Genomic DNA, 26,824 nt, shown 5'->3' on the forward strand with positions numbered 1-26,824 from the left:
AGAAATGAAACCACAGCAATCTGGCCTCTCAGAACGTAAGACTCATCGCGCCTGGGTAGCCGCGCTCATGCTCGTCGCGTGCGCCACCGTTCAGGCTGGAGATGCCGATAGTGAGCGCGAAAGTCTGGCACGGATTGAAAACGAGCTGGCCGTCGTGCAGCAGATGGTGGCCGCGGCCTCTCGTGATGCGCCTCCATCTCAACGAGTCAATTTTCGATATGAGTGGTTGATCAATGACCTGGACGTGATGCGTCGGGGAATTCAACAACACCTTAATGCCCCTATGCAGCCGCGTCCGGTCGAGCCACTGCGAGGCGACTACCGCCAATGACGCAGCTTCAGGAGATCTCCTTATGGGCATGAACAATGCGCAGATGGGTTCGAGCATGAGAGAGGCGTTTGCAGCGGGCTCGGGTGTTGACCCAAACGCCATGAAGATCGTGCTGACGGTCATAACGGTAGCAGCTGTGGCTCTGTTCTTTGCGTGGTTGGTAATGGCCGCTCTAGAGAACTACCGGGAGAACCAACTCAAGCAAGAAGAGGTGGTCTGGGCCTGCGTCAAATTAGTTGTGCTGTTGTCCTTAATCCTGTGGGTGTTGGTTTGACGCTCACAGGACTTCTTAACACATCAAACCTTACGGAGTTTAGCTATGACCACACTGAACGCTCTGTTGGCGGCACCCCGAGCGGGGTGGCAAAAAGCCAAGCGTTACTTCGCGCAAGCCGCTTTGATCCCTGCTGTAGCGTTACTTTCGTCACCTGCCATGGCAGCTTTGCCCACGATGCCCACACCGGGATCTGGCATTGACGGGGCTCAAGTTGCTGACGGCGATTGGCTTGGAGCGATGGGTGCTTACTGGAAACAGGGCATCACGATTCTGGCCATGATCTTTGTTGGCTACTTTTTCCTGAAAGTCGTGATGGGCGCAATCACAAAGTGGACCCAATACACACGTGGCCAGGCTGATATTGCTGACCTGAAAGAATACGTAATCACTGGCGGTGTGCTTGCCATTGCGCTTGTCGCACTGGCCACGTATGCCATCGCCACGCTCGGGTAAAGGGGAAAAGTCGATATGGCTCGCAAGCCCTCTGCCCCACACCTTGAACAGCTAGATGAGCAAGTTACCCAGGGCATCGCTACGCCGATAACCGATCGCGTGAATGTTCAACCAGCCATTCTGAACGGTATGACGGTCGATGAAGCACAAATCATCGGTCTGATCTCCGTCGTGGTGTGTCTGCTGCTGGGCTTAGTACTGCTGGCCATAACCGGCTTCTGGCAAACACTTTTGGCCATCATGCTATTTGGACCATTAGTCATTTTGTGGTTTGCCTCTAAATACCTGGCTGGACTTAAGCGCAACCGTCCTGACGGCTATTACAACCAGGCTATGCACCACTGGATGGCCTCTCGTGGGTGGGTGAAAGCCAAATTCATCCGCCACAACGGTTATTGGAGCTTGGGCCGGACCTTGCCCTTTAGCTTGTCCACATCATTCAACCCTAAACCGTCCCGTCAGAACGTTGTTTCTACGGGCGAAACGGCTATCCCCTCTTCTTGCGCTGCTCAAGGTGTGACACCGATAGCGGATAAAGCGAGCAACAACGTATGAGTTCAAAATATTTAAACGCCCTGGCCACTGTTCAGGCGACAAATAAAAGACTGGGCGCACTTGTTTTAGTTGTCGCTGCACTTGGGGCTGTGGGTATGTACTTTGCTGCCCGCACACCGCATCGAATCGACGTCAATCTGCACCCCAACATTCAAGGCGGGGACGTCGTCACCGTGACCGACGGCCAGTCGCCGGTCCCTGACGTCAATGTATATGGCTTTGCCTACTACATCTGGCAGCAGGTCAACCGCTGGCAAGCCGACGGGTACAAGGACTACGGCAAGCAAATCTACTACTACCAGGCCTACATCACCCCGTCTTGCCGCGCTCAGCTAGAGAACGACATGAACACACGGGATAGAGCCGGTGAGTTGCGCTCACGCACACGCATCATGACGGAGATTCCAGGGTTTGGGTTTTCACCCAGACGAGTCATTTCGCAAGGCACCAACACCTGGACAGTACTGCTCGACATGCAATTGCAAGAGACATTTCGTGGTCAACAAATCAAAGACATCTACATCCGGTATCCGATGCGTGTCGTGCGATATGACGTTGACCCCGAGAAAAACCCCTGGAAGCTGGCCATTGACTGCTATGGCAACAACCGCCCTGCCCGCCTGAATCCTGACGAAGTCGCCGCAGTCCAGAAGAACAACCAAAGTCCCGAGCTGCCAACTGAGTCAGAAATCGTGCCCGCCACATTGCCCGGCACGATCACCGACCCGGCAACCAACGTGACCGACCCCGCTCCGACACCTATCCAGGTGCGACCCGTCCAACCTCAAAGCGAGTGAGATTGTCATCCATGAAAGCCATTCTTAGCATTCGCAAAACAGCTCTGGCCTGCGCTCTTTTGGGGCTGGCCCAGTACGCACAGGCACAAGTGCGAGACTTGGGGCCAAACTTGGAGAGCGTACCAGCAGATCTTATTGCTCCAGCCCCTGACAGCGTCAACTCAAGTGTCAATGTGGGTTCTGCAACAAACGCAGCAGTGAATAACGCGCCCGATCTGGGAGAGATTCCCAATCTTGGCTCCTCACCCTCTAACGCTGAGTATCAAACCCCTGGCGTCAATGTGATGGGTGGCCAAGCTATGGTGGTGAGCACTGTGGATGCGGCCATTCAACAGGCCAAGGATAATCAGGACGAAAGCGGCACGACCATCCGCAAACCGCCACAAAACAAACCGCATGGCGTCGAGCGAGCCGTGTTTAATCGAGCTCCGGTACGTGCGCCACTGCCTGTGGGCATCGAACGCATGATTACCTTGCCTGCGCCTGCCGCCCTGCATGTGCCATCGGATATGTCCAAGATTGCCAGAATCGAAGTCATTGATCGCACGATGTACATCACGGCCCTCCAGCAGTTCACACCCGTGCGAATCATTGCTGAGCTCATTGACTCTGGGCAGCAAATTCCCTTCGATCTGGTTGCCGACAGCACAACAGCCAGTGCCCGTAGCGAACTTCAGGTTTTTGTCGTTGCTTCCTCATCGCCTGGTTCAGAGGAGATCGGAGGTGATGGTCCCGCTTCCCAAGCGGCAGCGCAAGCGACCAGCATGGCCAATGAACACACATTGAGCCAGCAAATGGCGGAATCAGCACCGACAGATATGGTCCAGCTCACCCGCTACGCCGCACGCCAGCTTTATGCCCCAAAGCGGCTTGCCACCCCGTTCTCAGGTGTGCAGCAGGTCGAAGTCACTGCTGAGCCAATTGCCAACCTAATACGTGGCGTCCATGTTGTATCCACCCCCGTTGGTCAGTGGCGTTCTGGCCAGCTCTATGTGACAGCCGTTCTCATCAAGAACCGGTCACATAACCCCTTGGAGATTCCACTTGAGCAAGTGCGCGGCCAATGGATTGCAGCCACCGCGCAGCACGGTCGAATTGGCCCAGCCGGTTCCGAGACGGACACCACCGCCATTTATCTGGTGTGCCAGCGCCGATTTGAAGCCTGCCGGTAATAAAGGAACAACAGCATGAGCAGCACGTCCAGCAACAAACTGATCCCCATCCTCGGTGGTGTCGCCGTCTTAATAGTCAGCGTGGTGATATACAGGCAATTTACGGGTTCAGGAGAATCTACCAACTCGGTATTGACCTCCATTCCTACACCTGAAAGTGCCACACTGCCTACCGCGCAAGGAGCGGACAACGACAACGCCGCCGAAACCCTACGCACCGTCACCGCCAGCAATGAACAGTTGCGGCGTGATGTGGCACGCGTGATCGAGATGAACAATCAACTCATCGCCGAGAATAAGCGCGTGGGCGGTGCTAATGCCACGGTCTCGCGTCGCATCGAACAAGAGCAACGCGACACGCTCAATCTTGACGGACCCCGTACGGACTCGATCGACCCAACCGGCGACGAGACGGGCGCCAAAAACGCAGTCAACCTCACCTTGAAGCGTGGCTCCGAAGCAGTCGATACGTTTTCACGCGCCTTTCAACTGTCACCGGCCCGCTCTGAGACCGAAGCAGCCAATCGAGCTGCTCAGACGCGAACGACTCCCCTGGTCCCACAACAATCATTTTCCCTGGGAACAGAATCGCCCACTCCGACTGTTACCTCATCAGGGCCATACCGTGTTTTACCTCCCATGGGGTATAGCGCGGTAACGCAGTCCGAGCAGGGCCGCAATGGCAATGACGGACCAGCCATTACGCGCTATGTCCGCACCAGTGGCAATCAGGCCTATGCCAATAGCTCCATGGGCCCTGTGTCCAGGCCCACCGCCACACAAACACGGTCAGCACCACAAGCCGCCAAGCCTGAACCGATTCCGTACTTTACTGTTCCCGAGAACTCGACACTGGTCGGCGCAGTATCGATGACCAGTCTCATCGGACGTGTGCCCATTGATGGCCGTGTCACTGACCCGATGCAGTTTAAAGCGATTGTCGGCCGCGACAACCTGGCAGCCAATGGCTTTGAATTACCAGCAGACATTGAGGGGATGATCGTCACCGGTGTGGCAATCGGCGATATGGCGCTGTCGTGCTCAGAAGGAAAAGTGCGCTCGGTCACCTTTGTCTTTAATGACGGCACGGTTCGCACCATCTCTGAGCGCTCCAAAGGCGGGGGGAATGCCAACGTCAATGGCGGCGGTAGCACCCAGGACCTGGGCTACATCTCTGACGTACACGGCAATCCCTGCATTCCCGGCAAATTCGTCACCAATGCCCCGGCCTATCTGGCCGACCTGGCCATGCTCAAGGGGCTGGATGTCGCCGCACAAGCTTACTCCGATGCCCAGCGCACCGTCTCCAACAATCTGGGCACGGGCAATACCACCTCTCAAATCACCGGCTCACGCAGTGGCTACGCCATGGGGCAAGCGGCCTCTGGCGCAACCAATGAGATCGTCGCATGGATGACCTCCCGTTTGAAGAATAGCTTCGACGCCGTTGTAACCCCGGCTGGCAAGCAAATAGTTATTCACCTGGATAAAGAACTGCAAATTGACAAGATGCCCAACGCCCGCAAGCTGGTGTACCGCCAGCAAGGGACGCAGCAGCTTTCTCGTGGAGCACATTATGGTCTGGAATAAAACTGTCCAACGCCTGGCGCTGACTCTAATCACCACCGCCATGTTCAGCGGTTGCACCGTCATGATGGATCGCGAATCCCCACTTAATGAGGTCACTAAGGATTCGCCAACGGTGCTGGACGTCTACCGGGGTACTGATTATCGAAACGAAGCGACTCGTCAGTCGCGCATTACCCCCCAGGAGCGGATGCGTGAGCGCACTCAGGCTAGACCGATTAATCCAAGTGATGAGTTAACCCAGCGATATTGGTCAGCTGTTGATTCCATGAACCAGCGATTCGCTCGGCTGCCCAACCCTGACCTGGTAATGGTGGTGTTTCCTCACTTGGCCAAGGGCCAGTATCCGGTTCCTGGCTACGTGACCGTCTTCCCGATGTATGACCAGACACAGTATGCGCTACCTGGTGAAGTCACCCAAGATCTGCTGCAGTGGCGAGGTGACTACTTTGAGGCTAAATCCAGCGCCAAGAAAAAGGGAGGCGCAGATGATCGCTAATGTGGCCAGCTTGCTCGGATTCACGCGTCAACGTGCAGCGCAACCAGGCAGTAAGCGCGCTCCTCAAGTCACCGCAAAGGCATCGTCTCCTGGCCAGACCGTTGCAGATCGTCGACGCATGGCCCTACGGCCACCGTCGTTTACCGACATGCTGCCCTATATCAGCTATGCCCCCGATGAGCGCATTTTCGTGTTGCGTGATGGCAATACGCTCGGTGCACTGTTTGAGCTCTCTCCGATTGCGACCGAGGCCATGCCTATCGAAATTCTGAATGAACACGCCCAGAAGATTCAGGAGGCCTTGCAAGCCATGCCATCGGTCAACGGCGCACCGTGGATCGCTCAGTTTTTTGTCAATGATGACCGTAACCTGGATCATCTTAATGACACTTTTACCGACTATATCCTGGAGCAACACAAGGACGATGGCCTGGGCCAGGAGATCCTGAACTCGCCGTTTACCCAGGCGGTATTGGATGAGGTGCGCTCTCACCTGTCGAATGTCTCGCAACCCAATGGCCTGTTCACCGATACGCTTGTCACCGGTCAAGTCTGGCGCGGGCAAATCCGCCGTGTTCGTTGTTGCCTGTATCGTCGATTTGGCGGCGCAGCCGATGATCCACAAACGCCGGTGCAGCAAATCGAGTCTGTGGCCAACACCATCATGGCCACGTTTTCCGAGGCCGGTGTGGCCGTTCGCCGCTGTACCGGCAAAGACCTGTATGAGTGGCTACTGCCGTTTTTTAACCGTGATCTGCCTTGGGCGCCAGGCACGCAAATGATGCGTGAATTACCCTATCCCGGCGACACCCCGTTGACCGATGACGAGGATACGCCCATTTTTGGATGGGACTTGTCAGAGCTATTGAGCATCAATGAGCCCCGTTCGAACCTGGAACAGGGATTGTTTGAGTTTGATGGCGTACCCGTCAAGGCGTTGACCCTACAAAATATGCGCAAGCAGCCTGAGATTGGTCATTTCACGGCGGAGCTGGCCAACGGTAAAGAGCGATTTGCACGGTTTGACCGTCTGCCTCCTGGCTCGATGCTCTCGGTCTCCATCACGATTGCGCCTCAACACATCGTCGAGTCACAAATTGAGCGGATCCGGGATGCCTCACGCGCTAAGACGGCGCAGGCCATCGAAACCTACCGGGAATGCACCAACGTTTTGAATGAAATAGTTCGGGGCAACCACCTGTTTCCAATGATGGTGACCCTGTACGCGACTGCCACCAGCACAGATGAACTCGATAGCAACATCAACACGATTAATGCGCTGTTGATCCCATCAGGCCTGAAGTTCATCAGCAATCAGCATGACCTGGTCCCGCTGGACACATTCATGCGTGCTCTGCCGTTTAACTATGACCCCGCCTTCGATAACCAGGTACTTCGTCGATCCCGTCTGACCTTCGCCTCCCATATTGCGCGTCTCTTACCGCTGTATGGCCGTGCCCGTGGCACACCCCACCCTGGCATGTGGTTCTGGAATCGCGGCGGGGAACCCTTGTTTGTGGATCCGCTCAACAAACGCGATCGTAAAAAGAACGCGCATATGCTGGTGCTGGGACCGACCGGAGCCGGTAAATCGGCCACCTTGAACTACATCGCCATGATGACGATGGCCATTCATCGGCCACGGCTGGTGATTGTCGATGCCGGGAACTCCTTTGGTCTTTTGGTGGATTTTTTTAAAGACCGAGGGCTATCGACCTACAAAGTTGAACTGAACAGTAGTGCAAAAGTGTCCTTGCCACCGTTCGTTCATGCGTACCAACTACTAGATGATAGTGAAGTGATGGAGAGTTTTGTGGCGGCCGAGCAGCAGGCACGAAGCAACGCAGGTCTGCCCGATGACGAACTGCTCAATGCCCTGCTTGGCCAAGATGATGAGCCGTCGACTGCCGACGTGTCTTTTCATGAAACGTTCCAGGCCAGGGAAGAGGACGAAGAGCAGGACGACGAGCTGGATAAAAGAGACTTGCTGGGCGAGATGCTGATTGCCGCGATCCTGATGATCACAGGCGGTGAAGCGGACGAAGTCGCACAGATGAGTCGAGCCGACCGGTACTTGGTATCACGCGCCATCATCATGGCCGCGATCAGTTGCAAAGAACGGGGAGCCAAGCACCCGTTGACACAAGATGTGGCCCTGCAGCTGATGCACATGAATAAGGACCAGACCATGTCACCGGCGCGGCGTGCACGCGCCGAAGAAATGGGTCAGTCCATGATGACCTTCACCCAGGCGCTGCGAGGCAAATTATTCAATCGTGAGGGACAGGACTGGCCAGATGCAGACGTCACTCTGGTCGAGATGGGTACGCTCACTCAAGACGGCTATGAAGATGCCTTGGCTGTTGCGTACACAAGCCTCATCGACTCAGTACAGTCCCGTGCCGAGCTGAACCAACACTCTGGTCGCCCGATGGTGTTCCTTACGGACGAGGGCCACTTGATCACAACCAATGAGCTGCTTGGCCCCAAGATAGCCAAGGGCACCAAAATGTGGCGCAAATTCAATACCTGGTTCTGGCTTGCCACACAAAACCTGAAAGACTTTCCCGACTCTATGGAGCGCGTGCTCTCGATGTGTGAGTACTGGATGCTACTGACCATGGACAAAGCAGAGATTGAAGAAGTGGTGCGATTTCGGTCGCTCACCAACGAGCAGCGAGCCATGATGGAATCCGCCCAAAAAGAGCCGCCGAAATACACGGAAGGGGTTCTGATTTCCGCGACCGGCCAGATGCTCTTTCGCAACGTCCCTCCAGCTCTCCCGATTGCATTGGCCATGACTGAGGGCCATGAGAAAGCACACCGACGTCGCCTGATGGAAAAGCATGGAATCAACGAAATGGGGGCTGCTCAAATGGTGGCACAAGAGCTGGCGCGGAGTCGCGCATGATCAAGATACGCTCACTTAGCAAAGGAGTTTCTCATCTCACGGCTTGCATCGCGGTTCTGACGGCACTACTTGCCGTCGTCACACCAGCGACTGCGCAACAGCCTGACCAAGACCTGTACGTAGGCGTCATGACCGTAGAGGTGTTTGCCAACACTGCCATGCCGGTAACACCAAGCACTTCACCACACTATGCCTTGTCCATCTACCGCTTGGATGCAATGAATAATCTCGAAGCTCAGATGAATGAAGGTATGCCACAAGACGAAGCAGAAGCACGTCTATGGGTTGCCAACAATGAAGCCCGCTTGCGACAAATGATCCAACCCATGGTCGCGAGTGCCGTTAACGGCCTGGCACGCGCACAGCGTTATCAGATTGACCGATTACCAGCGGTGGTCATCAACCAGCGCTATGTAGTCTTTGGCTATGTCGACGTTGACCAGGCGCTTATGGCCTGGCGTGACAGCCAAAATTAAGAGGCACTCATGTCAATCACTACTTTGCGCTTTCGGCACATGCTTGCGATTAGTTTGCTGGTGCTGGCAACCGCACTGCGGCCTGTTCCAGCAACAGCTGCCACAACCACGGCGGGCGTCGTCACCAATACGGTCGCAGCACTCCCCAGTTGCACGTCCTATCAGGTCAAAGGCATTTGCGTCTGGCTGGTTTGCATCCCGCTCATTGGCTGCTTCATCCGGACGTCGGTTCGGGTTGCACATTACGTGCCCGATGCCGTGATCAGCACCTACAACGATCCTCTGGCTCACCCTTGGGCTGAGGTGGGTAAGCCATTGGCGACAGCTATATCCTCAGTGGGATCAGCCGTAGTCGGCGCCCCGATCGACGCATCAGCAGGAACACTGCGCGAGGGCACAGAGGTGACTACCTATAAAAGTGCGGACGCCATTGGCAACCCCGCAGGCTTGATTGCCAGCATCGCCAGCGGCTACATCCCCAGCTTTGGCAGTTCATTCCAGTTTCCGGGCTATAGCGAATTGTTGGCCTTTACTCGCACAGAACTGCCTCGTATCGCGCAGTCTTGGCGGCAAGTCCCCCAACAGCTAGGCAACGAATTCATCGAAGCAGCCCGTGCCATGGCCAATGCACCAGCAGACATCATTTCCTCCGTCTCTGCATTTCCGGCAAAACTTGGCGAGCTGAGCTCATCAATTGGAAATTTAGGCAATGTCTTTGGTGGAAGCGTCAGCACCCAAGCCATTGGCTTGTCCGGCGTCGATATGGTGGGTGCAGATCTTGGGCCAATCAGAGACATGGTGCAGATCGCTCAGCGCCTGGGTGCCTCCGGTGGGCTATCTGAAATGTTCTGCCCCGGCTCAGCGTCGGTGTTCAATCTGCATTTTCAGTCAGACATGGACGCGATGAGCTGGCGAGGGTTTTGGCCGCTGGAGATGCTCTACCCCCAATCATGGGTGCCTGGTACAGGGGAAGTAAGCACCTCGCCCCTTTCCACTACCTGGGGGCCTATATACCCACGTAACGGCGAGCTTGTGCAGTCACACCCAGTAAAGGCCTCCGCCGTGCTGGCCACGCGTGTCGGAAGCATCATCTCGCAATCTGCACAGCCCCACATTTACAAGCGTCTGCAACCCGGTAGTGGCTACAAGTACTTCCCCACCTCCAAGCCCACTACCTGGCAGATGATCTATCCGAGCGCTCAGCGGTCCTGCATGACCTTTGGTGCAGATGACTCAATGAGCCTGGCCAGCTTTGGCGATTACAAAACCGATGGTGCCGATGGCTATATGTGGAATATGTGGAACCACTATGACTGCTGCCGCATCCGTGGTGAGTTTTTATACAGCATCCCTTAAGCGAAGGACGAGAATATCTATGCAACAACCAAAATGCCCGTTCACACTGCGCTTGAAACCAGCCGCCATGATGCTGGCTCTTGCGTTGACCTCCATGAGCGTGATACCCGACGCCTACGCGCAACCCGTACGCGGCTCTTCGCTGTATTACCGAATGGGAGGCGGCTCGCCCGGCGGCTCTGCAAATTATCGCGGCCAGGTCGCTCACAACTTAGGCTTTGGAGGAAATGCTCGACTGAACTATTCATGTGGCAAGTTTGATATAGGCCTATCTTGGGCCAACATCATGAACAACCTCAACAACCTGGGCCAGACGGTGACTGGGGCGATTCAATCTGGTATCGCTGCCCTCCCCTTGTACGTCTTGCAACGCGCACAGCCAGGCCTGTATCAGATTTTTCAAAACTATTCGCAAAAGGTGGATCTCCTGCTCGGGGCCAGCCTTAAATCCTGCGAAGAGATGGAGGCCATGGTCAAAGCGGGGCAGAACCCCTATGAGGATTGGATCAAGATGGCCAAAGGTGAAGGCTGGAAGATCAAGGCCTCCGCGCAAGGTGATATTTACCAGGCAAAAATCGACATTGAGAAGAATGAAGAGGCCAATAAAGCCGGGGTGCCATGGGTCTTTGGCCAAAATGCCGGGGGTGTAGGAGGCCGACCTATTGAGCCGGTGCGAGATCTCTCTGTGGCAGGCTATAACGCTACCCTCAACAAACCAATCACCGCATCAGAGACCACGGACTACAGTAACTCACCTGCCGAGAAAAACTCTCGCCTGGTTCGTGCGTTTAAATCACCGGCAGAACTTGCCCAATGGACAACCGAAGTCCTTGGGGATCAGAAGGTCTATACCTGCGGGCAACATCACTGCCCTGCCCCAACCACGGTCGTGACCTCCAGCGGCCTGGGGCCCAAATATGAAGCCGAAGTCGATTTCGTCCAGCCTAAGCTTGAGGCAATGGCCAACCCATCGAACTCGGCCACTTATGCCGACCTCGCAGAAATCTCAGCTCCTGGCTTTGCCGTGTCTCCTCAGTTGCTTGACTCCTTACGAGCAATGCCGCCTGACACCCGCAGCATCGCTGTGAACCGCATTGCTCAGGAAATGGCGATGCACCGGGTGATCAATAAAGCACTGGTGGCGCGTAGCGTGTTGATGACAGGTCTGACCTTACCGGAGGTTACGGCCGCAGGAGATGCCATCCAAAACACCCAGGCTTCGGTCGATCGCTTAAGTGGCTACATTGACGACTTGATGTATGAGGCTCGGATCCGCAAGGATCTGACGTCCCAGACGGCATTGTCGATCATCAACACCCAGTCCGCCATTGACACACAATCACTGAACGTACCGGGTGGCAACCCTGTTGATCCTGCCCCAGCAGTGGGTGGACGGGTGCCTGGACTATGACACAAGTCTCTCTCACCAAAAAACGCAGCTGGCTGTGGCGAGCACTGATATGGCTCGCCATCGGTTTGGCCGGATTTCTCCTGCTCATTGGGCTGCTCGGCGCACTAGCGCAGTCGTTTATCGGACAGGAACATAGACTTCTGAGCCTTCTTGAGAGGACATCGTCAGTACGAGATATTGGAGCAATCGCGCAATGTCTGGCAGCACTACTCATTATTTGGCGCTGGCCAGCCGTCGTGCGCTGGCTCCAGGCCAGACATATTGTTCAAGGATTCGAATATGACGCCGTGCTGGCCAGCCGCCGGAAGGTGGCGGCATTTGCCACGCTGTACTTAGTTTTGATTCCGATTGGCCTTGACCGCATCTGGCGCTGGGTGACAGCGCTCATTGCGGCTTAGCTGGGGAATACGCCATGCAACTAGACAGTTATCTTGAGCTCTTCACCACTTTCTACGGATGGGCGTTTGCCAATATCTTTGGCGAGATCGTGACCGGCATCGGCTTGGTCGTCATCCCTTTTCTGGTGGTAATCATCAATGCCTGGCGCGAAGCTGGCCAGCGGGGAATGCAAGACATCGGCGTTATGGGTGTCATCAAAAGCGTACAGACGCAGCTCATCGTCATGCTGTTTGTGATGTCTGTTTGCTTTTTCACATCGCCCATCACAAGCCTAACGTATGCGCGCTTGTCGTACATGCCCCCTCCTTCGATTGACAACCCGAACCCTGTAGAGGCAACGCCTGGAGCCAGTGGCAGCACCTACGATACGGCACTACGCGATGCTATTGATGGAAGCATGAGCCAGGCCAGCGGGCTGAGTAACGTGCCCCTATGGTGGTATTCCATCATGTCCATCAGCTCTGGGATCAACAATGCCTTTCGCAATGGCATGAATAATTCTGGATCTGATATGCGGGTTCTGGAGGATATGGCCAAGAATGCCACAATCGAAGACCCCGCCTTGCTCGGTGATGTGCAACGCTTCTATAGCGAATGCTTTATCCCGGCACGCAGTCAGTATTTGCGCAGCGATCGCAGCAGAATCAGTGCATCAGGTGCCTCGATCTTGGCAGAATCCAATACCGACTATGGGCCTACCGATGTGGATTGGATGGGCAGCCAGTTTTTCAGAACTGAGCCTGGGTATTACGCTTCCATGCGCAGCCGTGCTCCGGTCACCGGTTTTGCGATCGATTACTCCCGCGATACGGAGTACTACGACCCATCGAGCGACGTGGATCCACAAGTCACTGGCGCGGTAAACCCAGAGTTTGGACGCCCAACCTGCAAGCAATGGTGGGAGGATCAGCTGAGAGAAAAGCTGATCGATGGAAGCCCTGGTGTGCGAGCGTTCGCATCCAGAGCGGCGAACGTTCTCACCTTTACGTCGTTCGATAAGCAAAAGGATGAAGTGGCTCGGCTAGCATCAACCGCAGCCAATCCCGTCTTTGTTGATTTTGACCAAATGATGGGGAACCCTTATGACGCTGCTACAGTCGCAGGTCGAACCATAACAGGCGCTGGTAGCACGCTTGGTGTAGGAGGCGCAGCTTTCATGGCCAGCATGGCATGGATGCCATTAGTGACCTCGTTACCCATGATTCAAGCATTGGTCCTCATGGGCATCTACGCTTTTCTTCCCTTGGCCACTTTGGTCAGCGGTTTCAGTCTCCGTGTATTGTTCTTAGGAGCTATGGCCATTCTAACCATCAAAATGTGGGCATCGATGTGGTACATCGCCACCTGGATCGACGGTCACCTCATCAACGCCATGTACCCTGGTGCTCTGGGCAATATATTTGTTCAAGAAGCCATGATGATCGGCAAAGGAGCGATTCCAGCAGGCTATAAACGAATGGTACTGAACACGATTTTACTATCGTTGTATGTCGGTCTACCGGTCATCTGGTCGTCGATGATGGCGTGGGCTGGTTTGAGAGTAGCAGGTGGTATAGAAAGGGTGATGAGTGATGGGGGTAACACTGCTGCCAGCTCGGGACGTGTCCCGCTATTAGGGAAAATCTTTGGTGGGAAGAAGTAAAACTAATTAATCACTAACACTAAGTAGCCAAGGCCATCTAAAACCTTAGAGGTTAGCAAGGCTTCTAGAAAGCATTCGATTCACATAAAGTAAAGATTCTAAAAAATCATAATTGAAAAAATATAACCCTCTGTGGTTATTGTAAATTCAACCTGCCGTACTAGCTTGGAAAAACTATAGTCAATTAAAATGAAAGCTTTTAAGACTATAACCCTCCACGCTTCTGTCGAATAATTCAATTTCTATTTTTGCTTGCCAATTGACCCAAAACTCACGAATATTTTTTAACGCATTAAAAAGTTTTTATTTCATTAACTCATAGTAAATTACTCAGAAATAGTTTATAAAAACCGGTTTAAGATAGAAAAGGATGAGAAAATGATAGGTCGTGGCTCTGAATGGCGTCGCTGGGAACCGCATATCCACGCGCCAGGGACTATTCTCAATAATCAGTTCGGTGGCAGCTCTCCTTGGGACTCCTATCTTAAACAACTAGAGACAGTAACGCCGAAAATCGAAGCACTGGCAGTTACAGACTACTACCTCACTGACACCTACGAAGAGGTGGTAAGACTAAAGACGACCGGCCGTTTGCCAGATATACAGCTCATCTTCCCTAATGTTGAACTACGCCTAGATGTTGCAGCCAAGTCTGGTTTTGTCAACTTACACCTCCTAGTCAGCCCCGAGGACCCGAACCACGTCGCTGAGCTAAACCGTATCCTTCAGCGCCTTCAGTTTCATGCGCATGGCGACACATTCAACTGCACCCGTGTCGATCTGATCGCACTGGGAAGGAAAGCAGATACTACTATTCTCGATGATAACGCGGCGCTTTCTCATGGGGCCACGCAGTTTAAAGTTAGTTTCAGTCAACTCCGTCATGTGATGCAGGGGAGCGATTGGGCAAAGGAAAACATACTTATCGCAGTAGCAGGGGCAGCAGGCGACGGCACTTCGGGCTTGCGGCAAGCAGCAGACACAACCATACGCCAGGAAATCGAGAAGTTCGCAGACATCATTTTCTCAAGTAGTCCTGCACAACGTCAGTTCTGGTCTGGACACAAAGGAATAACACCCGACCAGCTTAAGGAGCGTTATGGTGGCTGTAAACCTTGCCTTCACGGAAGCGATGCTCACAGGCAAGAAACTGTCGGCCTTCCGGTGGAAGAGCGATATTCTTGGGTCAAGGGCGGTCTCGAATTTGACACTCTGCGCCAGGCTTGCATTGATCCAGCAGGTCGAGCATATGTTGGCACTGAACCTCCATCTATGGCCATGCCTTCTCAAGTGATCTCTCATGTGGCCATTCAAGATGCGAACTGGGCAACGACACCGGGAATCCCACTAAATCCAGGATTGGTCACAATCATCGGTGCGCGAGGTTCAGGAAAAACGGCTCTTGCCGACATGATTGCAGCCGGTTGTGATGCGATCCCCCCAACCGCTTGGAGCGCAAACGCAAATATCAGTCCTTCATTTCTCGTCCGCGCTCGCCCGCTCCTCGGCACGGCAACTACAACGCTGACCTGGGGTGGAGGTCATTCAACCACACGCTTCCTAGATGGCCGCGACGCAAACGATCATCTCTCGTTTCCCCGTGCGCGCTACTTATCACAACAATTCGTCGAGGAGCTGTGTTCATCTACCGGTATCTCTGATGGACTTCTTACTGAGATCGAGCGTGTAATCTTCGACTCTTATCCGCAGGATGATCGGAATGGCGCAATCGACTTCGCCGAACTAAGAGACTTCCGCACCGCCCGCTTTCAACAAGCCCGAGAACGGGAAACTAAGGCAATCTCCGACCTATCTGACCGCATTGCCACAGAGTTTGAAAAGGAGGCCTCTGTGGCAACCTTAACTCGACAAGTAAAGCAAAAAACTGACCAGATTAAACGCTACAACGAAGATCTTGCCAAGCTTGTCGTCAAGGGGACAGAGGCGCAGGCCACACGCCACAATCAACTCGGCGAAGTTGTACAGACATTGCGCGGTAAAATCCAAACGTATAGCAATCAACGCAGAACATTCGTTGCCCTACAGGATGAGGTCGCAAGTACTCGCACCACCAGCGCACCTGAACTGCTACGCCAAGCCAAGGAGCGACACCTGCATAGCGGCCTCACCCAACAACAATGGGAGGATTTCCTACTGATCTATAAAGGTGATGTTGACGCCAGTTTGGACAACTACATAGCTTCTGTTGATCAACAAATTGCGGCGCTAACCGGCCCGGCCGCTCCAGACTGCGATCCTAACACTCCGCTCTTTCCAGATACTGCCGACATCTCCAAGCTGCCCCTCAATACGCTCCTCGCGGAAATGACTCGGTTGGAGGCCCTGTTCAGCGCTGACAACATTATTCGCAGCCAGTACTCAGCCCTGTCGAAACGCATCGCTCAAGAGAACACCACCCTTCTTAGCCTTCAATCACGCTTAACTGATGCCCAAGGTGCTGCCAAGCGGCGTAAGCAACTGCAAAGCGAGCGCGACGCAGCCTATGGTCGAGTGTTTCAGGCGATCATTAATGAACAGACTTCTCTTGCCGATATCTATGCGCCGTTGATGGAGCGCCTAACTGCATCCACCGGTACGCTACGCAAACTCGGGTTCTCAGTCCGCCGCCTCGTTGACGTCGACACCTGGGGAGCTTTTGCAGAAGAGAACCTTCTCGACAGGCGAAAGTCAGGACCATTCCAGGGCCGCGGTGCACTAATTGCTCTCGCGAACACTACCTTGCGACCAGCCTGGGAAACAGGATCAACTGCTGATGTTCAAGCAGCAATAGCAAACTTCCTGGCTCGCTATATGGAAGACCTCCTTATCCAAGCCCCCTATAGCCAGAATCAACAGACGGAGTTTCGCAGCTGGCTAAGGCAGTTGGCACATTGGCTTTTCGCTACCGATCACATCTCGGTACGATACGAAATCGTCTATGACGGAATCGACATCCGCAAGCTGTCGCCTGGCACGCGCGGGATCGTACTTCTTCTTCTATATTTGGCGCTCGACGATGCGGATGACCGACCACTCATAATCGACCAACCAGAGGAGAACTTGGACCCAAAGTCGGTTTTTGATGAGTTGGTAACGCTGTTTATCACTGCCAAGTCCAGACGTCAGGTAATCATGGTCACACACAACGCAAATCTCGTCATCAACACCGACGCTGATCAGATCATCATTGCGGATGCTGGCCCTCATTCTGCTGGTGGGCTGCCTCTACTAAAATATATGTCCGGCGGTCTCGAGAACGCGACTATCCGCAAAGCGGTTTGCGACATTCTAGAGGGTGGAGAAGTGGCATTTCGCGAACGTGCACGCCGACTGCGTGTTAGGTTGGAGCGTTAAATGGGAATGCTTATCGGCAACTGACTCCGGCGGTCGATCACTCCCACCACACTACTGTAAAAGCTGCTTTACAGATCGGAATTCCGATCTTAACACTGCACCTTTTACTCAAATGGTTGTGCTCCGCCTGAGAACTTTGGTGGGAGTTGTTGGATGTATAAAAGTGACCTTAGCTATAAATAGGCGAAGCAGATCTTGACTCGCTACACTGATGAGGTTTTATCAATCAACGTTAGATCGATTCAACGGTAAAGAAGGTTATGAAATGCTCACCTGTTGAACCCACTCCCGGGCGATAACTAGACCAACCTCTCGGTTCACATCCGCCAAGTCTGAGAGTGGATGACTCGTAAGAAACCTCCGTCCAGCATCCAGAATCGCCCCAAAGTGACCAATTGGATTGCACTTGAGTGCGCTCGCAACCAGCAATTGATACATGCAAAATATTTCCGATGACCGCCTCCACACATATTGATACTACTGGCCTTCTCACTATTTTGGGCGTGATTGCCGCCGTTTGGGCGCTCATATCACCCATCAACCGACTCCGACTCCGGTTTTGCATCACCATATGGGATTGGGTCGTAGGCGGATCGGTGTTTCTTCTTGTCCACTACCTCGTCTTTGCGCCGGCCTTAGACCACCTTGGACTGTACTACAGCCTGGGGCCGTGGAAATGGGGACTTGACAGCTCCAGTGCAGTCTACCTATTGCTGCTCTCCGCAGCACTCTACTTCTTTTGGCGAACACGTTTTCCTCAGTTGGCCCGACGCCGAGTACACGTTTTTCGTGAACTGATCGAAAACTTGCACCTCACGAAGCGCTACAACGAGCTAGTGCTGATGGTTGAGCCCCAACTGCCCACACTCATCTCCCTATCCAAACAGCAGTCTTGGTTATTGCGCCGGATCAAAAGCCAAAGCCATATCGAAAAAGAACTAGCCGCGCTCCTTAGAGGAGAAACTCCTAAGCCCCTTTCTGCATGGCGCAAACAGTGGCACCACTTACTACGCGCATTGGAATCTAGATCTGAAGCGCGCACCCAAGCCAGTCAGCAAGCCCGAGAGATTCTGTTGAACCTGGTCACCTCACCAGAGTTGACTGTTCACTTGGCACAGGCGCACCCACATTTTTGCCTCAAACTGCTGGAAACGGACGAAGCGATACGCTCCGATTTCATTACTGATTACATCGATGCTCTACTGAACTCAGCGGGAAGCCGCCTCTACGTCGAGCTGAAAAACAATCAAAACCTTAATGGTGGAAGCCGTCTATACCTACCAGATAGCAATCGGCTGCTGCGCTTCTTCTTTACTGATGCAAGTAGAGCAGTAAAGAACGGCCTAGACGCTGCTATAGGTGATTCCGTACTCCGCCGATTGGACGAAGATAAGAATTTAGCTGACAAACTCAACAAATCGCTGAACTCCTACCAGGAGGCGGGACGGTTTCGATGCCCAATCAACTCAGGTATCACTCTCTTTGAAATTATGGTGCATGAAGGTATTCATCAGGGACTACAAGACCATATGTGGTTGCATTACTTCGGAGATTTCACCGACAAAATCCTTAAGCAAATGTCAGGCTCATTTGACGAAGATACATTCCAAGAATGGCCGACCCCTTTTCACTACCTTCTCTGCCGCCTAGTTAAAATCAGCTCAGATTGGGCGGAGCAGTGTGCACTAATAGATGATACGGAAATACCGCACTCAACTCTTTCTGCCGAACACTTTGATCGCCACTACATCTCAAAAGAAGCCACCAAAGCACTTGGCTCAATGCTGGAGGATATTATCGTAAGTGAAAAACTGTCAGTTCAGTTCAAGACGTATTTGCTAGGAATCGTAATTCGCAGCTATGTGAGGCTTCAAAAAAATTCACAAATAGCAGACGTTGCGTCGTCTTGCCTGAACGCCATCATCCTAGGGACAGATTTGCCGACAAAAATGGCTTATCGGCAACAGCTTAAGAATGTATTTGAAAGACTGGACCATCGCTTAAGGGGGGAAGCAACGGTTTTCATGAGTGTATTGGACAACTCGTTAGTTTGAAGATCCAGTTTTCATAGGGGGCACCATGAACAGAATCAAAAATAGAAGAGACTGCTACAGCTCCAACTCAGGCTTCAGATAATCCTCGACAGCACTCCCGATACCGATTTGACATTAAGGCAATACATCAAAGTGAACGCTCTGAAATTCGTTAAATTTGAACAACCAATGCTTATCGGATCAAATCTGATTTAATTCATACTACCCAGTTACTTATGCTCACCCCAATAAAACTCCCAGTTGGGATGCCCCCGATCCAACGGGTCGGGGACTTCTGGCGCAGCTAGATTTTCTGAGCTTTTACTACTAGTTGAACTTAATATCAGCATAATGAAATCAACTGCGACTATCACTCCTGTCCATGCCACCCTAGCAAGAAAAACACTTCCATGACGTGCTAGTTTCAAAGCATATTTCATATACCTTAGCCCTCCTCACACCCAGTATTACTTAGCAATTCCCAAGAAAACAGCAAGGCACCGTTCAATTTCCACGAGCGTATCAGCACTAACAGCCCCAAAGGCTTGGCCAATCTTATCCCGTTTAACAGTCAACGCCTTATCAATCATGATTTGCGAAGGTTTTTGTAGACCATTTTCTAGGTCTGGCTGAATGCTAATGCGCAATAAGGGCGCATTCACAATTGTGCTGGTTACTGGGAGCACTGTGACCGAGGAATGGGCAGCGAACAAATCCGCTTGGATCACTAATGCAGGCCGGGGCTTTCCAAAATCCCCTTGCATTGCAACAGTAACGAGATCCCCACGCCTCATTCTGTCCAACCATCCAGGTCAGCCAGAGCCTCATCCATAAAATGTTCTGTATCCACGTCAGCCTTATCTGCCTTGGCTACCCGCAGCGCCTGACGACGGCATTCCGCCGCAAAATCAGGCCGACGCGTATCAGGCACCCAAAGCTGCACTGGGCGCAATCCTGCTTGCCGGAGCGAATCCCGGTGCTTCTGAACTCTCGCGTTCACATTTGCCATCTTGATCTCCATAGCTATGCACTTATAGTACGGCCATCATCCGTTACATGCAACATGCTTCGGCAGTTGTTGTGCAACGCAAAGGCAAAGCCCCTTGAGTTCGTAATCGATAGCCCAGCGCCCTGCGCTCAAGCCGAAACAGCCGTCAATTACATCACCCCATCAACGGAGCTTGCTTCGTGCCTGGTGGTTCCGCTCTTGCATCACCTGCATCACTTCCTCATGGGTGTACAACCTGGCATTGGGATCGCTAACTTCACCCAGAGCTTCTTCAACCTCGCGGGCCATCCGCTCGTATTCCTCCGGCCATAGCACCTGCTCCATGCACAGTGACGCCTGCCCCAGCAAGTGCAGCAGGCCAAACAACCGCATGTCGTTGGTCGCGACGATATGCTCCCGAATCCGTTCCTGTATTGCTACGCTGGCTTGGTGTGCCGCGGGCGTGGCCGTCCCTTCGTAGTCGGTCGGGAATTCCGTTTCCTCAGCAATCCGTGCCCAAATACTGGCCAGGGCCTCAATGTTGGATGTACTCATTTCATTCCATATAGGCTTTAAAAAACTGCAGTTTCAGGAGCACGAAATCTCACGCAGTGACTAGTTTAACTGTCTCCAAGCTCAAATTCGGCCAATGCTTTGACGGTAAATATAGTGTATTGTGCAATACAAATTCATACTTCAAGACCACCATGAACAAGAGAACGGTACCGACCCATCAAACATATACCGAGCTGCAGCAGGCCTACGATCATTTCAATGACGCCCTGTTCGACGGCAAGCTGCCTAACTGCCTGATTACCTTGCAGCGTGAGAAACGCTCAATGGGCTATTTCTCAAGCCAGCGATTTGTAGACGCTCAAGGCACCTATACAGACGAAATAGCGATGAACCCGGCCTACTTTGCCGTCGTGCCCTTGATCGAAACCATGCAAACTTTGGTACATGAAATGTGCCATCTCTGGCAATTCCATTTCGGCAAGCCTGGGCGTGGCAGGTATCACAATGAAGAGTGGGCCTCGAAAATGGAAGCGATTGGACTGATGCCCTCTTCGACTGGCCAACCAGGTGGCGCTCGCACTGGCCAACTCATGGCTGATTATGCGATTGAGGATGGCAAGTTTGTGAAAGCGTGCGCCGATCTGCTCACCCAGTCATTCTGTCTGACCTGGTACGATCGCTTCTCACATGCCGACGCACCTCGTAGCGCCGCTGAGCGCTTGGACATCTCAGTAGGAGGTGGAGCTCCTCCATACATCGCACTTCCAGCACTCACTCAAGCTTTGGCATCCAGTGCCACCTCCACAAGCAACGCCGCCCAGGGCGACGAGAGTATGCCAGTAAAACCCACCGGCAACTCAAACCGATGGAAGTACGTCTGCCCATGCGGCACAAGCGTCTGGGGTAAACCAAAGTTGAAGATTATCTGCGGATCCTGTGAAAGCCCATTCACATCGCCGGACGCAGCTCGACTAAGCACCGACAGCGAATCGGCCTAGAATTGATTTAAAGGCTTGTCAAGTCGAAACCCTTGGTTATGTGCCCGACGGTTTGAACAGACACACACTTCATGCGGCCCTACAGTGGCCACATGGACCCATTCGACACTCCTACTCCACTATCACAGGCAGCTGCCAGCCACATTGCGCCTCCTGCATCCACGCGAGAGACAGAACTTATCTGGGCAGGCACAGAAGGCCAGCTCGTCAATGCGGGCTGGTTCATTGTCGCTATCCTGTTCTGCTGGACAGTCTTACCTGTCCTGTGGGCGATCTACCGATACCTTAAGGTTGCCAATCATCGCTATGAACTGACGAACCAACGCCTACTGGAGTACAGCGGGATCCTCGTCAAACGTGTCGAAACCCTGGAGTTATACCGGGTAAAAGACATCGCCGTTTCCGGCACCCTCTTTCAAGCCCTGTTCGGCCGTGGCCGTGTCGTTTTGCAAACCACTGACGCCTCGACGCCGACCGTGCACATCAGCGCGATCGCTAGCCCTCAGCACGTCTCCCAACTTATTCGTGACGCGGTCGAACAATGCCGTGTCGCCCGAGGCGTTCGCGCCTTTGATTACTGAAAACCAGGATTCTTCCGAACCATGCTTACCTCAACCTATTCCCATTCTTCTTTGCTGATTCGCCTGGCAGCCAGTGCAAGCCTTAGCCTGGGACTGGCCACAGCGTCCTGGGCTCAAGGCGTACCGTCTGACGTGCAAGCAGCTATTGAGGAACACACTCAAGGTTCTGTCCCCATCGATAGCATCTCAACCACGCCTATTGCCGGCATCTACCAGGTCACCAGTGGCAACGAGATTTTCTACAGCGACTCGACCGGGCGGTACGCATTTGTCGGCGGCGCCCTCATGGACATGAAAGACCGCCGCGATGTGACCGCACCAGCCCTTGAAAAGCTCAACACAATCCCATGGGAATCACTACCGCTGAGTCAAGCCATTGTGCAAGTCCATGGCAACGGACAACGCAAGATGGCCGTCTTTGAGGATCCGCTCTGCCCCATCTGCCGCGTGTTCACAAAATTCGTCGATCAACTGGAAAACGTAACGGTCTATCGATTTGTCTTTCCCGTTATTGACCCGCAATCAGCAGCCATCGCCCGCAAAGCCTGGTGTTCACCAGACCGAAACACCGCTTGGAACATGGTCATGAATGGTCGAAATATTGATGGCCGTGAGGACTGCGACATTTCTGGTCTGGTGGAGATTTTAAAGTTTGGAGAAGCAAACAATATCGCTAACACACCTACAGTTATATTGGGCAACGGAAAGCGGTTAGTTGGCGCAACACCTCCCGAGCAATTTATTGCAGAATTAGATGCTTCTGGAATAACTACACATTAAGGGATATACAAAATGAAGTTTTTAAAACTAGCGGGCTTATCTTTTTTTGTATCGCTATCCTTTGCTGGTATTGCAAATGCGCAATCAGCAGGAAAACCAGTATCTTTTCCAGCCAATCTCAAATGGTCCCCTATGACACTAGTTGGGTTCAATACTGGAAACATGGAAATGCCCCACGCTTCACGTGCGGAAATCAGCCTGGCCCGCTCAATTTGGGACAAGGAAATAGAATCCACAGGCCCCGGCATTAAACCGAACACCAAAAGCCCATCTTTTATCTTACTGAAAGCCTTTTCAGCAGGAAATGAGCAATTTGTTTTTTCGATTTTTGACTCAGGCTTCTCCAACGGCTGCATCCCACCGGCCAATGGCCGTGGCATCGAGGATATGTACTCGATTTGCCCTATGCGAGTGACTCAGATGAATACCACCCAATCCGCGTCACAAGACTTCCCCGAATACTGCCACCTCTACCCCGAGCCAGCAGAAAAACCAGGTGAAATCAATCAGTCTCAGATCGCCTTTGATGCCAACACTATGACTGCGTACTTCCGCACTATTCAGTACGGTAAACATGTGGCTGCCTGCGATCGAACTCTGCGTATCCAATAACGGGGGCATCAATGAGGATCTTCAAGCAGTTGTTACCAGCCTGGCTTGTAAATGCGGTCTCGGCAGTGGCAATTGCAGCCGCACTTGTCACTGCAACACAAGTGGCTGATGCTATTCGCAACTCGCCAAATGCGAGCCCATGGCTTAAGGCAAATGCAGATGCCGTTGGCCGCTTGGCCATGTTTGAGTCCAGCGGCCAGCTTGATGTCTACAATGGGTCCTGCTGCACTGGAATCCTGCAGATGAATAAGAAAAACATCCGAAAATATGCAGAAACATCGCCGGAGGACTTCAAAACCTGGGATCTGCAAAGTCAAGTTGATGCCTGGTCCAAGCTCACCACTGAAGCTATGCAAGCACGGGCACCCAAGACTCTTGCTGGGCTGGGAACCTTCGATGGCCGAGAAGTCGATGGTGATATGGTGCTGGCGTGCGTGCAGCTCGGGATCGGAAATTGCCAGAAAATGATCAACTCAGGCAGTTGTAACGGCTTTGCGGATATCAATGGGACGACCATCTGCAAAATGGCTGATCGAATACGAAATGGCCCGCCTACGGGCAATAACGGCGATCCAGTAGACGACATCATTCGACCAAACCCTGATCAAGGTGGCACCTACCGACCACCCGTCGATCCGTGTATCCGTGAAGGTGAAGGCTGCCTGCCTTTAACCGAAAGCCTGGAGCAAGGATTTGCTTCTGGATCCGGCGTCAGCATGGGTAACTTGCGACTCATCATTTTTGCGATGTCCACTGCGTTTGTTATCCTTATCTTAATGTCGTTTATTACGGCGCTTTTTCGCAACTACTCAACGGGATCAATCGAGAAGGTCGAGCTTGTAAATGGCGTACAGAAAACCGTCATGATTGCAATATCATTCATTATTGTGATGTCGTTGTTCTAACTTCAGAAAATAAAGATTAGCCAGGCTGTGTATGTTTGGCCAATCTCTGCGTTAGAAAAGCCACCTCTCAGTTTAGTCAGTTGAGAGAAAACCATGAGGAATGCATGAGAAAAGAATTGAACTCCATCTCCGAAATAAAAAAAGAAATTGCTCGACTGCAACGTGATGCCGATAAACTCAAACAAAAAACGAGATCTAAAGTAGTCAGCGATATTCTTCGATCCATGAAGGAAAACGACCTGAGTCCTGAAGATATTGCTCAGGCGTTTCATAAACCCCCCTTAAAGACAAAAGCAGTATCGACAATCAGGTATCGACACCCAGATGGCCATACGTGGACTGGTAGAGGACGCACGCCGACATGGATCAAGCAGATTGAATCGGAAGGCCGTTCCCGTGACGACTTTGCTGTTAGCAATGAATGAACTCAGATTATGGAGGCTGGCAACATGCTCAACTCAAACCCTCAAATAGCAGATATCCAAGGTCTGGATGGACGCATTGCTTCAACGCTGTCCCCTATGGAAACAGCTGCACTGAACTTCTACCACACTCTAAGCTAAAGGGTTGGTGTATCCGTGATTATCATCAATTAAGCTGATCCAACAGGGCTGGTGGTGGCTCGCTCACCAGCAGATGCTGCCGCTATCCTGAGACGAGCTGACTGCCGGATAGCTGTCAATCTGGGCCGGGCTGCTGAATCGTTTTTTAACGCAGCGAGAACACTGGCTTTCAAAAGCTCAGCGCAGCAATTTTCGAGCTAAGCACGATGAAAAGACTCAGAGACATTTTTTGAGAAATAAGCCTAACAGGGAAGTTGGAGCATGAAATAGGTACATTCACTATTTTTCTTATAAGCTTACCCACGCGGATGACACGCTACATAGTATCGCGCTGCGCAAGCTCCACACCTTGCACAGTCAAACCCATCGCCTGCCCACGCTCCGGGGGATACCCCAAAGGGCACGAGCATTACCAGGCAATGCGACGGACGCGATGCCTGGGAGGCCGCTCCCGAAAGTCCAAGCGGTTTTTTAACATCGATAAATTTCTCATAGCCTTGCAATCTGAAGCAGTTGACATGGGATTTCAATGTTCTGAGACACTGTACTGAGGGAGTAAGCTGTCCAAGCGCAAAAGCGTAAGAGGAGCGCACACAATGTTGAAACACGGTGCTTATTCAACAAATTCATAGTTAACTCACTCTGTTAGCCATTCAAAGAGAGAAAAACAAACAACACTTCAACAATTGTTGTACTATTGTTCAATGCAAGAACTTCAAGTTATCCGTTCTCTCTCCGCTTTAGCCCATGAGGCTCGCCTGCGCATCTTCCGTGCTCTAGTCGTCGCCGGACCTGATGGCCTGACTCCCAGCGCTTTAGCAGAGCAACTTGGCATTGCTCCCAATGCTTTGTCGTTCCATCTGAAAGAACTCGCGCATGCAGAGCTAGTTAGCCAGGAGCGCCAAGGCCGCAATGTTGTGTATCGGGCCGCATTCCTGGCCATGAATGACTTGCTGGACTATCTCACGGAGAACTGCTGCCAAGGAGTAGCCTGCACACCTAAATTAAGCCTATTTAAAGACTGTTAATACTTAACTAGTCAATGCCGATCTCTCCCTTCCCTAACGCTCACTGACGCTGAGGCCCTATGCCAAACACTACTCGCCCCTTGAATGTTCTCTTCCTCTGTACCCATAATTCAGCACGAAGCATTTTGGCTGAGGCTTTGTTAAATGATATGGGAAATGGGCGTTTTAAAGCGTATTCAGCCGGTAGCAACCCAAATCAAAATCAACAGCCCCACCCGTTGGGCCTACAGACTCTTGAACACGCAGGAATCTCGACAGTGGGCCTACGCAGCAAAAGCTGGGACGAATTTGCAGCCCCTGGTGCACCACACATGGACTTAATTATTACGGTCTGCGACAACGCTGCAGGAGAGGTTTGCCCGATTTGGCCAGGTCATCCGGCAACAGCACATTGGGGATATGCAGATCCATCCGAGGGAGATATGAGTCAAGAAGAAAAACTAGAGGCGTTTCGACAAACAATGCAACTCATTCGTCGCCGTTTAGAGCTGCTGGTGAACCTCCCAATAGAAAAGCTTGAAGGCAGTTTGCTCCAAGCCAGTGCTAGAGAGCTAGCCACCCGTTCGACGTAACCCCCTATTCAAACTGCTTCGTCTTCTT

The 26,824-nt window shown here is 52.6% G+C and carries 27 protein-coding genes; 24 read left to right on the plus strand and 3 right to left on the minus strand.

All coding sequences use genetic code 11. The features are described from left to right. Positions 1–67 precede the first annotated feature (67 nt). The 16 genes from U2949_RS10840 (at position 68) to U2949_RS10915 (ending at position 19,274) form a co-directional block, all read left to right on the plus strand. Positions 68–331 carry an integrative conjugative element protein, RAQPRD family gene (locus U2949_RS10840; RefSeq protein ID WP_131071821.1) on the plus strand — a complete coding sequence of 88 codons (264 nt, stop codon included), beginning with the start codon at positions 68–70 and terminating at the stop codon, positions 329–331. A gap of 22 nt (positions 332–353) precedes the next feature. Next, entirely contained in the window at positions 354–605 is a 252-nt protein-coding gene (locus tag U2949_RS10845) for a DUF3262 family protein (protein WP_021446579.1), read from the plus strand. Positions 606–650: 45 nt separating this feature from the next. Continuing rightward, positions 651–1,061: a DUF2976 domain-containing protein gene (locus U2949_RS10850; protein WP_009454031.1), complete on the plus strand. Its 411-nt coding sequence runs from the start codon at positions 651–653 to the stop codon at positions 1,059–1,061. 15 nt (positions 1,062–1,076) lie between these two features. Next, positions 1,077–1,616: a TIGR03750 family conjugal transfer protein gene (locus U2949_RS10855; RefSeq protein ID WP_009454033.1), complete on the plus strand. Its 540-nt coding sequence runs from the start codon at positions 1,077–1,079 to the stop codon at positions 1,614–1,616. After that, complete coding sequence (locus U2949_RS10860) at positions 1,613–2,413, plus strand: PFL_4703 family integrating conjugative element protein (RefSeq protein WP_080584946.1); 801 nt, start codon at positions 1,613–1,615, stop codon at positions 2,411–2,413. The genes U2949_RS10855 and U2949_RS10860 overlap by 4 nt, the downstream gene beginning before the upstream one ends. Positions 2,414–2,424: 11 nt before the next feature. After that, positions 2,425–3,585: a TIGR03749 family integrating conjugative element protein gene (locus tag U2949_RS10865; RefSeq protein WP_321287810.1), complete on the plus strand. Its 1,161-nt coding sequence runs from the start codon at positions 2,425–2,427 to the stop codon at positions 3,583–3,585. Between the two features lie 15 nt (positions 3,586–3,600). Then, the gene (locus U2949_RS10870; RefSeq protein ID WP_321287675.1) at positions 3,601–5,175 is read left to right on the plus strand and encodes a TIGR03752 family integrating conjugative element protein; all 1,575 of its coding nucleotides are present in this window, start codon (positions 3,601–3,603) and stop codon (positions 5,173–5,175) included. After that, positions 5,162–5,671, plus strand: coding sequence for a TIGR03751 family conjugal transfer lipoprotein (locus tag U2949_RS10875; protein WP_321287677.1), 510 nt, complete (start codon positions 5,162–5,164; stop codon positions 5,669–5,671). Before U2949_RS10870 ends, U2949_RS10875 begins: the two co-directional genes overlap by 14 nt. Then, entirely contained in the window at positions 5,661–8,582 is a 2,922-nt protein-coding gene (locus U2949_RS10880) for a conjugative transfer ATPase (RefSeq protein WP_026482547.1), read from the plus strand. The genes U2949_RS10875 and U2949_RS10880 overlap by 11 nt, the downstream gene beginning before the upstream one ends. After that, complete coding sequence (locus tag U2949_RS10885) at positions 8,579–9,058, plus strand: TIGR03757 family integrating conjugative element protein (RefSeq protein ID WP_026482546.1); 480 nt, start codon at positions 8,579–8,581, stop codon at positions 9,056–9,058. The genes U2949_RS10880 and U2949_RS10885 overlap by 4 nt, the downstream gene beginning before the upstream one ends. Before the next feature lie 9 nt (positions 9,059–9,067). Further along, positions 9,068–10,414, plus strand: coding sequence for a TraU family protein (locus U2949_RS10890; RefSeq protein ID WP_321287682.1), 1,347 nt, complete (start codon positions 9,068–9,070; stop codon positions 10,412–10,414). A 19-nt stretch (positions 10,415–10,433) separates the two neighbouring features. Then, complete coding sequence (locus U2949_RS10895; RefSeq protein WP_321287684.1) at positions 10,434–11,825, plus strand: integrating conjugative element protein; 1,392 nt, start codon at positions 10,434–10,436, stop codon at positions 11,823–11,825. Beyond that, a complete protein-coding gene (locus U2949_RS10900) occupies positions 11,822–12,223 on the plus strand; it encodes a hypothetical protein (RefSeq protein ID WP_222668020.1) in 402 nt (133 codons plus the stop codon). The genes U2949_RS10895 and U2949_RS10900 overlap by 4 nt, the downstream gene beginning before the upstream one ends. 14 nt (positions 12,224–12,237) lie before the next feature. After that, positions 12,238–13,866, plus strand: a complete 1,629-nt coding sequence (locus U2949_RS10905) for a conjugal transfer protein TraG N-terminal domain-containing protein (RefSeq protein WP_321287688.1) — start codon at positions 12,238–12,240, stop codon at positions 13,864–13,866. A gap of 378 nt (positions 13,867–14,244) precedes the next feature. Beyond that, positions 14,245–17,220 carry a TrlF family AAA-like ATPase gene (locus tag U2949_RS10910; RefSeq protein WP_321287690.1) on the plus strand — a complete coding sequence of 992 codons (2,976 nt, stop codon included), beginning with the start codon at positions 14,245–14,247 and terminating at the stop codon, positions 17,218–17,220. A gap of 452 nt (positions 17,221–17,672) precedes the next feature. Beyond that, complete coding sequence (locus tag U2949_RS10915; RefSeq protein ID WP_321287692.1) at positions 17,673–19,274, plus strand: hypothetical protein; 1,602 nt, start codon at positions 17,673–17,675, stop codon at positions 19,272–19,274. A gap of 446 nt (positions 19,275–19,720) precedes the next feature. Here U2949_RS10915 and U2949_RS10920 read toward each other — a convergent pair whose 3' ends face one another. The 3 genes from U2949_RS10920 to U2949_RS10930 all read right to left on the minus strand — a co-directional run bounded on the left by U2949_RS10920 (position 19,721) and on the right by U2949_RS10930 (position 20,796). Next, on the minus strand, positions 19,721–20,047 hold the full coding sequence (locus U2949_RS10920; RefSeq protein WP_321287694.1) for a type II toxin-antitoxin system PemK/MazF family toxin: 327 nt from the start codon (positions 20,045–20,047) through the stop codon (positions 19,721–19,723). Further along, entirely contained in the window at positions 20,044–20,262 is a 219-nt protein-coding gene (locus U2949_RS10925; protein WP_086060438.1) for an antitoxin MazE family protein, read from the minus strand. Before U2949_RS10925 ends, U2949_RS10920 begins: the two co-directional genes overlap by 4 nt. Before the next feature lie 162 nt (positions 20,263–20,424). Next, the gene (locus U2949_RS10930) at positions 20,425–20,796 is read right to left on the minus strand and encodes a hypothetical protein (protein ID WP_109088531.1); all 372 of its coding nucleotides are present in this window, start codon (positions 20,794–20,796) and stop codon (positions 20,425–20,427) included. A 152-nt stretch (positions 20,797–20,948) separates the two neighbouring features. Between U2949_RS10930 and U2949_RS10935 the strand changes: the two genes are divergently transcribed. The 8 genes from U2949_RS10935 (at position 20,949) to U2949_RS10970 (ending at position 26,796) form a co-directional block, all read left to right on the plus strand. Beyond that, positions 20,949–21,755 (plus strand): SprT-like domain-containing protein, encoded by an 807-nt coding sequence (locus tag U2949_RS10935; RefSeq protein ID WP_321287812.1) that lies wholly within the window; start codon positions 20,949–20,951, stop codon positions 21,753–21,755. A gap of 92 nt (positions 21,756–21,847) precedes the next feature. Next, the gene (locus U2949_RS10940; RefSeq protein WP_003799911.1) at positions 21,848–22,336 is read left to right on the plus strand and encodes a PH domain-containing protein; all 489 of its coding nucleotides are present in this window, start codon (positions 21,848–21,850) and stop codon (positions 22,334–22,336) included. A gap of 21 nt (positions 22,337–22,357) precedes the next feature. Beyond that, positions 22,358–23,116, plus strand: coding sequence for a DsbC family protein (locus U2949_RS10945; protein ID WP_003799910.1), 759 nt, complete (start codon positions 22,358–22,360; stop codon positions 23,114–23,116). A gap of 12 nt (positions 23,117–23,128) precedes the next feature. Then, positions 23,129–23,728, plus strand: a complete 600-nt coding sequence (locus tag U2949_RS10950) for a hypothetical protein (RefSeq protein WP_149721195.1) — start codon at positions 23,129–23,131, stop codon at positions 23,726–23,728. 11 nt (positions 23,729–23,739) lie between these two features. Then, positions 23,740–24,633 carry a hypothetical protein gene (locus U2949_RS10955; protein ID WP_003799907.1) on the plus strand — a complete coding sequence of 298 codons (894 nt, stop codon included), beginning with the start codon at positions 23,740–23,742 and terminating at the stop codon, positions 24,631–24,633. Between the two features lie 104 nt (positions 24,634–24,737). Further along, entirely contained in the window at positions 24,738–25,058 is a 321-nt protein-coding gene (locus tag U2949_RS10960; RefSeq protein WP_080584945.1) for an H-NS histone family protein, read from the plus strand. Between the two features lie 842 nt (positions 25,059–25,900). Further along, a complete protein-coding gene (locus tag U2949_RS10965) occupies positions 25,901–26,224 on the plus strand; it encodes an ArsR/SmtB family transcription factor (RefSeq protein WP_003799903.1) in 324 nt (107 codons plus the stop codon). A 59-nt stretch (positions 26,225–26,283) separates the two neighbouring features. Then, a complete protein-coding gene (locus tag U2949_RS10970; RefSeq protein WP_003799900.1) occupies positions 26,284–26,796 on the plus strand; it encodes an arsenate reductase ArsC in 513 nt (170 codons plus the stop codon). Positions 26,797–26,824: the final 28 nt, after the last annotated feature.

The sequence above is a fragment of the Alcaligenes phenolicus genome (assembly GCF_032063905.1).
GTDB classification, from domain to species: Bacteria; Pseudomonadota; Gammaproteobacteria; order Burkholderiales; family Burkholderiaceae_B; genus Alcaligenes; species Alcaligenes phenolicus.